The sequence below is a fragment of the Shewanella sp. SM23 genome, from assembly GCF_025654295.1.
Taxonomy (GTDB): Bacteria; Pseudomonadota; Gammaproteobacteria; order Enterobacterales; family Shewanellaceae; genus Shewanella; species Shewanella oncorhynchi.
Map to the genome: position 1 here is coordinate 350805 of NZ_JAKKRM010000004.1, position 10107 is coordinate 360911.

The 10107-nt window shown below is 43.2% G+C and carries 7 protein-coding genes and 1 pseudogene; 2 read left to right on the forward strand and 6 right to left on the reverse strand.

Translation table 11 applies throughout. The features are described 5' to 3' along the window. Nucleotides 1–151: 151 nt before the first annotated feature. From L5L98_RS08025 to L5L98_RS08035, 3 genes are read right to left on the reverse strand one after another with little or no spacing between them, the layout of a single operon-like run. Nucleotides 152–1867 carry a putative bifunctional diguanylate cyclase/phosphodiesterase gene (locus L5L98_RS08025; protein ID WP_263139869.1) on the reverse strand — a complete coding sequence of 572 codons (1716 nt, stop codon included), beginning with the start codon at nucleotides 1865–1867 and terminating at the stop codon, nucleotides 152–154. Between the two features lie 9 nt (nucleotides 1868–1876). After that, nucleotides 1877–2311 (reverse strand): response regulator, encoded by a 435-nt coding sequence (locus L5L98_RS08030; protein ID WP_105250317.1) that lies wholly within the window; start codon nucleotides 2309–2311, stop codon nucleotides 1877–1879. Next, nucleotides 2308–4461: a CHASE domain-containing protein gene (locus L5L98_RS08035; protein WP_173496253.1), complete on the reverse strand. Its 2154-nt coding sequence runs from the start codon at nucleotides 4459–4461 to the stop codon at nucleotides 2308–2310. The genes L5L98_RS08030 and L5L98_RS08035 overlap by 4 nt, the downstream gene beginning before the upstream one ends. Before the next feature lie 324 nt (nucleotides 4462–4785). Here L5L98_RS08035 and L5L98_RS08040 point away from each other — a divergent pair, with 324 nt between their 5' ends. After that, the gene (locus L5L98_RS08040; protein WP_006079984.1) at nucleotides 4786–4962 is read left to right on the forward strand and encodes a PA3496 family putative envelope integrity protein; all 177 of its coding nucleotides are present in this window, start codon (nucleotides 4786–4788) and stop codon (nucleotides 4960–4962) included. A 540-nt stretch (nucleotides 4963–5502) separates the two neighbouring features. Further along, complete coding sequence (locus L5L98_RS08045) at nucleotides 5503–6858, forward strand: flavohemoglobin expression-modulating QEGLA motif protein (protein WP_105250320.1); 1356 nt, start codon at nucleotides 5503–5505, stop codon at nucleotides 6856–6858. 194 nt (nucleotides 6859–7052) lie between these two features. Here L5L98_RS08045 and L5L98_RS08050 read toward each other — a convergent pair whose 3' ends face one another. The 3 genes and pseudogenes from L5L98_RS08050 to L5L98_RS08060 all read right to left on the reverse strand — a co-directional run. Continuing rightward, nucleotides 7053–8492, reverse strand: a complete 1440-nt coding sequence (locus L5L98_RS08050; RefSeq protein ID WP_263139877.1) for an MBL fold metallo-hydrolase RNA specificity domain-containing protein — start codon at nucleotides 8490–8492, stop codon at nucleotides 7053–7055. A gap of 117 nt (nucleotides 8493–8609) precedes the next feature. After that, entirely contained in the window at nucleotides 8610–9479 is an 870-nt protein-coding gene (locus L5L98_RS08055; protein ID WP_198571979.1) for a DUF2927 domain-containing protein, read from the reverse strand. Nucleotides 9480–9888: 409 nt separating this feature from the next. Continuing rightward, a pseudogene (locus L5L98_RS08060) lies at nucleotides 9889–10107 on the reverse strand (ISAs1 family transposase); the annotation flags it as partial.

Genomic DNA, 10107 nt, shown 5'->3' on the forward strand with positions numbered 1-10107 from the left:
AATAAACCGTTCTGCGGCACCAAAAGCACAGCGACAGAAAAAGGGGCTGATATTTGTCTATTGCTCAGTGTAAAGCAAGAAAATATTCCTCACCAGACGAAATCATTATGCTAATGAAATACTTCAAGACCTATCACACTCGGAACTCGGTTTAAGTTAACAGCGGCAGAATATACTTAGCCTCAAACTCCGTTGCATCTAAGGGACGAGAAAACAAATAACCTTGTAATACAGTACAATGGCGAGAAGTGCAAAACTCAGCCTGCTCAATCGTTTCAACGCCCTCAGCTACTGATATGACATTAAACCCATGGGCGAAGTTAAGTAATGCAGCGAGCAAACGAGTGTCTTTATCATCCTTATCATAGGAAGCGACAAAGCTTTTATCGATTTTCAGCACGCTAATGGGAAACAATTTGATATGTTCTAAGGACGAAAAACCCGTCCCAAAATCATCAAGGGCAAAACGCACCCCTAACTCTGCGATTCTATCGAGCATTTTGGCATGTTCATGGGGATCTTCAATAAGGCAATTCTCAGTAATTTCAAGCTCTAATGCTACAGCAGGAAGTCCTGTCTTAGTCAGCGTATTCGCTATTTTATCAAACAGGTTCTCATTTCCAATTTGCGATGCAGACAGGTTAACGGCAATGGTGAATTCTTTCCCTGTTGGCTGTAATTGGGTTAGCCAACTCAATGCCTGTGTACAGGCTTGCTCAAGTACCCAGTCATCAATGTCCTCCATTAATCCGATCTCTTCGGCTATGGGTAAAAATTGATCTGGGGTGATAATGCCGTCTACAGGATGCTGCCATCGGATAAGGGCTTCCATCCCCACCAGCTGATGGGTTTTCGCATTCACTTGCGCTTGATAATGAACCTTAAATTCATTTCTTTTTAAGGCAGTACGCAAACTCGACTCGATATGATTACGGTAACGCACCTCTTTATCTAAAGCTTCTGAGTAAAACTGAATCTGGTTTCGGCCCATTTTTTTAGCGCGATACATAGCGATATCGACACATTTCATCAGCTCAGAACTATTCGAAGCCGCTTCATTATAAAAAGCCACGCCGATACTGGCACCAATAAGCACATCGTTATCACCGAGACAAAACACGTCCTCAAACACTTTTAACAATCGATTAGCCACAATCATAGGGAAATATTTATAATCATTATCAGTGACTAGCACGACAAATTCGTCCCCACCTAAACGGGCAATAATGTCGCCATCTCGTAGTACTTCACTTAATCGAGCGGCTACTTTAACTAAAAGAATATCCCCCGTCTGATGGCCTAGAGTGTCATTGATCGCTTTAAAATCATCTAAATCGAGTAAGATAACGGCTAAATAGTCGTGACAACGTTTGGCCCTTGCTATCGCTCGATTAAGACAAAGTTCAAAACCATAGCGATTAACCAGCTTAGTCAACGAATCGTGTTCAGCTAGCTCTTTTAGTTTTTGGTGACTATTACGTAACGCCAACGCCATTGAAGATCTTTGTTTCGCATAACGAATTGCACGGGTTAGTATCCGCGAGTTGACCTCATCTTTAAGCAAGAAGTCCTGCGCGCCTAGTTCAATACAGCGCTGAGCCAGTTTCTCATCTTCATAGCGACTCAGCATAACGACTACAGTCTGGTCTTGCGTCATGGCATTGAGCTTGATCAACACTTCTAAGCCATTAGCATCGGGTAATAAATAATCCAATAGAATACCGTCAAAATGACGTTCTAATGCGAGATTTAAACCATCAAATGCACAATTTGCTTCGACCACATTAAAAGTCAACTTTGACTGTCTGAGTGCTCGGATGATCGCAGTTCTATCAACTTCATCATCATCGATCAGTAGTAAATCCATATACTCACCTTATGCGGATGGGAGCTCCACTATTCGCCAATAACCTTCAAGCATATTAAAAATATTGTTAAAACCGTCTTTCATATCAGTTTTAACCATGTAACCAGCCACATGATGGCTATAGGCTTTCATCCTATCTTCATCGGTACTCGACGTGGTGAGCATAAAAACGACAGACGAAGAAAGAGAAGGATCTGAACGTATTCGCTCAAGGAACTCAAACCCATTCATTCTTGGCATATTAAGATCGAGCAAAATAAGATACGGACCTTTGATCGTGTCTAAACTCGTTAGAATAGTTAATGCTTCGATCCCATCTCGAGCACGCACTAAGGGATTGAGTAACCTCAATTGTCTCATCGCCCGCTGCACGGCCATGTAATCCACGTCATCGTCATCAACCAATAAAATGGTGACCTGTTGATAGTGATTTGCTGCGCTCATAGAAGCTCCTTTTTCACTATTTGCTTAGGCCAACTAAAGCAAAAACAACAACCTCGGCCCTGCGATTTAAGCTGAATCTCTCCACCTAAACTTTCAACCGTTTTCCTCACAAGTGATAAGCCTAAACCACTGCCTTCAACTTCATCCCTTGGTTTAAGTGTTTGAAACATCTCGAAGACTTTTTCATGATATGAGCTTGATATCCCCGGACCATCATCTATCACACTGAATCGATACTGCTGATCAACCGCCTCACATGAAACCGTAATCACACCTGTACCTAAGTCATGGTGTTTTATGGCGTTACTGATTAAATTTCGTATAACTAATTCCAACAATGGCCTTACGGTATAAAAATTTGGAAATTCACCTTTTAGGACTAATTCAAATCCCTGTGGCGGCGCGACGAGCGCAAACATGTCTTCAACCAGTTGCCGACTTTTCACTTCAGTAGTTTCGGTATCGACACGACCAATCCGAGAAAACATCAATAGTCCATCGAGTAATAACACCATTCGATGAATACGACTTTGGATAAGCCCTAGGTATTTCTGTACATTTTCATTGGTGTTATCGACTAAATCCTCTGATAACCAAGAGGTTAGCTGCTCGATACCACGTAAGGGGGATTTCAAATCATGGGAAGCAATATAGGCGAACCTGTCTAATTCTTGATTGATACGCTCAAGCTCAAGCATATGTTCTGCACGCTGAACTTCAATGCGTTTACGTTCAGAGACATTGTTAATTGTCGCGAGAATAGAAATGCCATTACTAAAATGAATAGGCGTTAACCCCACTTCAATTGCGAGTCGACTACCATCTTTGCAACAGCCAAACAGGTCATCCCGCATCGACATATTTTTCGCAATAGGCTGCACTAAATAGTTACTCATGTGCTGCTGATGAGCATCCCTTAGGGTTTCGGGCAATAACATATTGATGGAACGACCGAGTAACTCGTCTCTGGTATAGCCGAACAAACGTTCAGCATGGGTATTCACTAAAGTAATAAATCCAGATTTATCCACCATAAATAGCGCACTTGGAGAGGCTTCAATTACTAATCTAAAGCGTTTTTCGTTAGCAATTAACTCTGAAGTCAGTAAAGACTCCTTATATCGATTACGCGCCATAATTAACACTGAGTAAAACAATGCCAAAATAAAACCACAACCGATAAATTGGAGCCACATACCTTGGGTCTGTTCCGCTCTCGAGATAAAACGCGATTGTGATGAAATGTCTAAGCGCCACAACTGCCCTCCAACTAAGTCAGTCTGTGAGTGATAAAACACATCCTGCTCATTCGGGGCCACTTTGCTGCTGGTAAACATTAGACTGTCAGCGCTTGCCTGCGGACTTTCATAAATGGCAAGTTTCAAGCCTGAGAATCGCTCCCCCATAATCCCTTGCATGAGGTCATCCATCCTAAACGCTGCATACACAAGTCCAAACACGTGCTGTTTACGCTCAGCCTCTGTTGTTGTGGTGCCTTGATAAAGCGGTAAATACATTAAAAAGCCCGCTTTCGCATCATCAGAAGTATCTTGAACTAATACGACTTTGCCAGAAACTGTCGGCAGTCCAGTGGTAATAGCGCGAGTGATGGCTTTATATCGATTAGACTCGGAGCACATGTCATAACCCAAGGCTCTTTGATTACGCCAATCAAAGGGTTCTAAGTACACAATCACGCAATACTGATCACGCGTTCCTTCTGGGTAAACTTTATAGTCTTTAAAACCTTCAGCTTGAACTTGTTGGATGTGCGCACTTAATGCTTCAGGTTGAAGTAACTGAGCATAGCCAAAACCTTGAAAACCTGGGTAATACTCAGATAAATGAGCATTGATGACATAAGTTTGCCATTCCTGACGTGTCACATTACTCGAGGATAATAATAAGCCAACGCCACCACGTAAGACTTGCTCATAGGCAAGCATTCTGCGATTCACGGCTTCTGTTAATTCTTGAACGCTATTTTCGAAACGCTCTTCACCTCTATCCCTAAGATATTGCTCAAGCACATACCAAGAGATCCCCATGAAAAGTAAGGCAGCCACTATCATCAGCCAGCTAGAGCTCAGCACGCTAAAGTAGATATTATTAGATGGGGGGAGTGATTTAGAAAACTGATCCTTGTCCATGTAAGCCAATTCCCTAGCAAACGATTAACAACAAACACAGGTACAAGTGTTGTTGTAATTATGACTAAATTCAAGTTTATCCTACTATTTAACTCGGAATTAACGCGAATATATCTATGACGATACCGTGCTCTTAATCACAAAATAAGCAAAAACTAAATTAATCAAATATTCAATTGCAGTCTAGTGCCTACGCAAAACAGCGGTAAGCTGAATCATCCGACTCACGGGAAGAATTTTTCACCCTAACTCACAAAATTATTTGCTTTTCTACCATACTCTTTTTAGTTAGAAAGTCGTTAGGAACAACAAGAGGAATTCGTTATGGCTCATATTACTGAAGTCGTGCCCAACGATACTGAACTTGAGGCAATGACCACACCAAGAAACAGCAAAGCCGCCGAGGCAATGCAGCATAGACGCGAAGTCAAAAAGCGTTTAGAAGACTACCTCGAGCGGGCGGAGTTAAAACGTGCATTAGGAGATGACGATTTTTTCTAGCCAATTCTATCTCGCTATCTAGTGGTCAAAATGATGGGATGATGATCTCAGTCGGTGATCATTTGTTTCGAACTCACTGAGTTTTGGCCCACTAAAATCGAATATCTCACCCAGCCAATAATGCTGGGTGTGACTCTGCTTTAGCTCACTAACCTCCAGATTTAAAATCGCGTCATCACAGTCATTTTTACCACTCTTGTCGGCTTGAGTTTTGATTAACAAGCATTCAGCCTTAACACACTCAAATAACTCATCGCTGTCATGCTTTGCTCCAATCAATCTATTTCTATATCAAGAACAAAGCAGCTTTAATGTCATATCAATAAAATATTATTAAACAGATGGTTACTTATTTATGTCCCATAGACATAGCGCTAGAATTGTAACAAGTGCACCAAAATGATTCACAAAATCGATAACAGCTAATTTATTTAATCGGTATATTTCTCAGCTAGCCTGCGAATCAATATGAATAAATGAGGTTTAAGGCTATGATTAGCCACATCTCTCTCGCTGAAATTACCTGCAGGATATACGGGAATGTCTGAGTCGTTAGCCCAATATCAACAAGATCTACGCCGTTTTTCCGATGAATTAATTCGCATTCAAACGCCAATAAAAATCTTAGATGCCATTAAATGGCCGCGGGAAATGGAAGAGCGTTTTCTATCCAATAAGGGCACGGTACTTCCGGCTATCAAGCAAGAGTTCTATCAAAACATTGCTTTACCTTTTGATCCTGTTAAAACCCAAGCTGAGCTAGCCTCCCTAAAGCAGGACATCCATAGACGTTTGGGTAAACGAGACAAACTCGGCAAAATATTAGTGGCAAACGTCGATCAGTATCGCCTTGTCATCGATATGTTGGGGAACAGAGGCACGCCAACCTTTGGTAAGCTCAGCCAAGAATTGTACGGCAGTGCTAGCCATAAACTGCATGGCGATCGCCATACCTTGCGCCAGTTAGGCGATAAACTCAGCTACATTTTCTCGCTGCCCGCGGCGAGGCACATGAATAAACACCACCCTAAAATTATTAGCGCGCCAGAAGCGGTTAACGTGCTCAGCCAACGTTTAGAAAAGTACTTTCATAGCGATGATATGCGTGTACGCCTTAGTGACGGTATCGTCTCTGACGCTGCAGTCGGTGGCGACACTGTTAAGCTCAATAGCAAAGCAATGTTCAGCGAATCGGATCTTAATGTATATGAAGTTCACGAAGGTTGGGTGCATGTCGGCACAACGCTAAACGGCCGAGCTCAACCCCACGCCACTTGGCTCAGTGTCGGTTCTCCGCGCGTAGCAGCAACCCAAGAAGGTCTAGCCGTTTTACTGGAAATGCTGACGCTAAGCTCAAATCCAGGACGGGCTCGGCGAATTAGTGACCGTGTTGCCGCGGTCGATATGGCTGAAAATGGTGCTGACTTTATAGAGGTATTCAATTATTTCAGAGGATTGAATCTAAGTGCGACAGACAGTTACCGTGTCACTCAAAGGGTTTTCCGTGGGGGCATGGTGGAAGGCGGCAGTTTCTTCACTAAGGATATTTCCTATGTGCGTGGTTATGTGGAAAACATTAACTTTATCCGCAGCGCCATCACCTCAGGCCTTCCTGAACTCATCCCTATGCTATTCCTCGGTAAATTGGCGATCGAAGATATCCCCGTGTTATACCAAGCTTGCCAAGAGGGCATTCTGACTACGCCTAAATATCTACCGCCTATGTTTGATAACTTTAGTGGCCTTTATGCTTGGTTTGGTTTTGCATCAGGTTTAGCAGGAATCGATTTGAAAGGTGTACAGCGCCATTTCACTCGCTTATTTAAAGACGTACCGAATGTCGTCCCGACCTTTGAGTTACTCGATGATACTGAATTTGACAACAACTCTGACTAATACAGTAACCTGCTTGATTTAAAATAAAAAAGCTCACAACTATGTGAGCTTTTTTATAAAACTAAACGCTAATCTTCGATAGAAAAACCTTCACCATTACATTCAAAATACAACTCATCGCGAGCTCGCTTTGCCACACGTGTAGAAGATAATGGCATTTCCACCCAACTTTTGAACTTGCACTTTCAAATCTTTTAAGGCTTCCACACTAACTGCGGCAGCGCATTTAAATCCAATCGGTCACCCTGAGTCGCGATTGCTATAGCCTTTGGTTGAGTCTGAGGATCTTGGTTAATCACATCGACTAATCCATGCTGCGCCTCGGGTTCTCCATGGACTAAAATTAACGGCGGCTGGCCTTCAAAATGGTGATACCAACGTAATAACTCTGCTTGATCCGCATGGGCTGAAAGTCCACCCACTGTGTGTAACTTAGCCGCGACTTTAATGCTGTTACCATGAATAGACAGTTCTTCAGCGCCATCGACGAGGGCGCGCCCTGGTGTTCCAAGCGCTTGATAACCACAAATAATCACATCACATTCTGGACGCCATAGATTATGCTCTAAGTGGCTACGAATACGACCACCGTTACACATGCCACTCCCCGCAATAATGATCAATCCTTTATGCACGTCGTTCAGCGCTATCGACTCTTCGGTCGTTTGGATAAATTCGACATTTGACAACAGCGGATGCTGCCCAGGATGTTGGCGGGTAAAGCGTTTAAAGTCCTCATCCATCAGCGGATAATTATTAACGTAAACGCGGGTCGCCTCAATTGCCATCGGACTGTCTAGGCAGATTTTCCAACGGCCGAGATCCCATTCTTTAGCATATAAATGAAATAGATATAATAACTCCTGTGCTCGTCCAACCGAAAAAGCGGGCAGCAATATATTGCCTTGGCTCTCGTTGACTGTCTTAGCAAAAATGGCTTTCAATTCGGCTAAGGTATCCGTCCAACTGCGGTGAAAACGATTGCCATAGGTGCTTTCCATTAAGACTAAATCTGCCGAATCCACTAAGGTAGGATTACGTAAAATCGGCATACCTGCACGGCCAAGATCGCCACTGAAGACTATTTTCTTCTGGGATTTGCCCTCACCTAACCACAACTCGACTAAGGCGGAACCTAAAATATGCCCTGCATCTGAGAGGCAAATATCCACATGGGGAATAACGCGAGTCACTTGACCATATTCCAATGGTACAAATTGGGTTATCGCGAGTTCAGCATCTTCAACGGTGAATAGCGGTTCTAGGGGTTCAAGATCATGTTTAGCACGCTTTTTATTGACTCTTTCGGTATCGCGGGTCTGCAGCATAGCCGCATCTTTGAGCATGATGGCGCACAGCTCTGCCGTGGCTTTATGGGTGTAGATAGGCCCATCAAAACCCGCTTTGACTAAAAGTGGTAAACGCCCAGAGTGATCGATATGGGCATGGCTAAGCACGACAGCAGAAATAGACTCAGGATCAAATGCGAAGGGATCATGATTACGCAACTCATCAGATTTACCGCCTTGGATCAAACCACAGTCGAGCAATAAGTGTTCATGATCAACCGAGAGCAAATGACACGAACCCGTCACTTCCTCTGTCGCCCCTAAAAACTGCAATGTCATTCGCATGGTGTCCCTCCAAGGTGTTTATCTCATATAAAGATAGACTATGCCCTTATTCCTAAAACAAAAAGGATTAATTAGTCACGTGCGAGCAATGTCAACTTTAGCTGTAATGCTTAGTCATCAATAACCTAACAATGGGTACAACTGACCTTGACGTACCGTTTTGCCAGCGTTAGCAATAGTGCCATCGCGCAGCCATTGTTCGAGCAAGATCTGCAAAGGCTGCTTGACCTCTGCGGCCGTCATTCCAGCGCTAATACTTGGGCTATAGAGTAATTTAAGCAAAATGAAATCGAGTCCGGTAAGTAAGTCCTGCGGGGTTTTGTCGTTAAAGATGGAGGGAAATACTTTCTCTGAATCATTGGGTAAACCAAGCACTTGAGTAATCTCTTCCACTACGCAAGCCACTAACTTACCGTGCATTTTGGCTTGATCTACAGGAATAATAATCCAAGCACGTTCAATCTCTTGCCGTGAATTGAGAGCAAACTTTGCCATACACACAGAGCCATGGACATTTTTCGCCGAGCTCGGTCCCATTAAGCGCATCACCTCACCTGCCCATAGGGATTGACGGGTAAACACTAAGTGCAGATTCGCCTCAGAGAGCGTATCCACCCGTTGAATATCGAGGCCGGTGATCTGGCCTAAGTGTGTTAAGTGCATCAACACTAATTGAGTGTGCAGCGCCTTATCACCCACTTGATGCTCAATAAACACTCGTACCGGTATGCGCCACTTACGCACGCTATGTTTAGCAAGGTCATACTCATTTTTTAGGGCGACTTCACTAAATGCTTGGGTGATATAAGCGGAGTTTTTCCAATCCGTAGTGGGCGTTAATACTTGGGTTAATCCGGGAGATGTTTGAGCAGCAAATAAAGGTAAAGCTAATAAACTTAGCGTTAGAAAAAGCCCTAAACGAAACAGACGTGCAGTAAAAAATAACCAACTGTAGAAACGTGTTAATACCCTAAGCCACTTTTGCATTGGCACTCATCCCGCAACTTGACGAGGTTACTGAATCAAAATCATAGCAGTGATACTGATAAAAGAAGTCGAAATCTGCAAACAATCTCCTACGACATAGACTTAATAAACTCGCCCAGATAATGCAATGCCGACTAAACCGTTGCCAATAAAACCCCATAATAAAATGACTACGCAAAGCATCAATGCATTGTTTTTAAACACATTATATTTAATATCATTAATCGTATACTGATGATATTACACCACCATTGCCAAGGATTCAGGATGACAATGGTGTGCATTTTTAGCTTAAGCGCTTTCTAACGAGCATAATCCGTGCAACTATTCAGCGAACTCACTAATATGAGCCTATATTTACAACAGCTAGTCCCTTAACCCAGGGCGGGATTAAGCTTTGTTAAATCTCTTAACCAAAGAAAATCTCGCTCCTAAAATCGCCATTCCATGCAGCCTTTCTCATCTTGGTTGGTTTGCTGGCTTTTAGCGGATGTTGCTCTAAAAGGTTCAGCACGATACGACGAAATAGCGCCATCTTCTTCGCGTTTTCACGGTCACCAATCCTTGAACAGTCTTCCCTAAAAGTGACGTCAAGCACCCAGTGTTGCAGGTTCTCGATGTGCCAATG

Bases quoted from the DNA above. Each gene is read 5' to 3' on its own strand.
- L5L98_RS08025 (WP_263139869.1), bottom strand. From the start codon at position 1,867: ATGGATTTACTACTGATCGATGATGATGAAGTTGATAGAACTGCGATC.
- L5L98_RS08035 (WP_173496253.1), bottom strand. From the start codon at position 4,461: ATGGACAAGGATCAGTTTTCTAAATCACTCCCCCCATCTAATAATATC.
- L5L98_RS08030 (WP_105250317.1), bottom strand. From the start codon at position 2,311: ATGAGCGCAGCAAATCACTATCAACAGGTCACCATTTTATTGGTTGAT.
- L5L98_RS08055 (WP_198571979.1), bottom strand. From the start codon at position 9,479: ATGCAAAAGTGGCTTAGGGTATTAACACGTTTCTACAGTTGGTTATTT.
- L5L98_RS08040 (WP_006079984.1), top strand. From the start codon at position 4,786: ATGGCTCATATTACTGAAGTCGTGCCCAACGATACTGAACTTGAGGCA.
- L5L98_RS08045 (WP_105250320.1), top strand. From the start codon at position 5,503: ATGTCTGAGTCGTTAGCCCAATATCAACAAGATCTACGCCGTTTTTCC.
- L5L98_RS08050 (WP_263139877.1), bottom strand. From the start codon at position 8,492: ATGCGAATGACATTGCAGTTTTTAGGGGCGACAGAGGAAGTGACGGGT.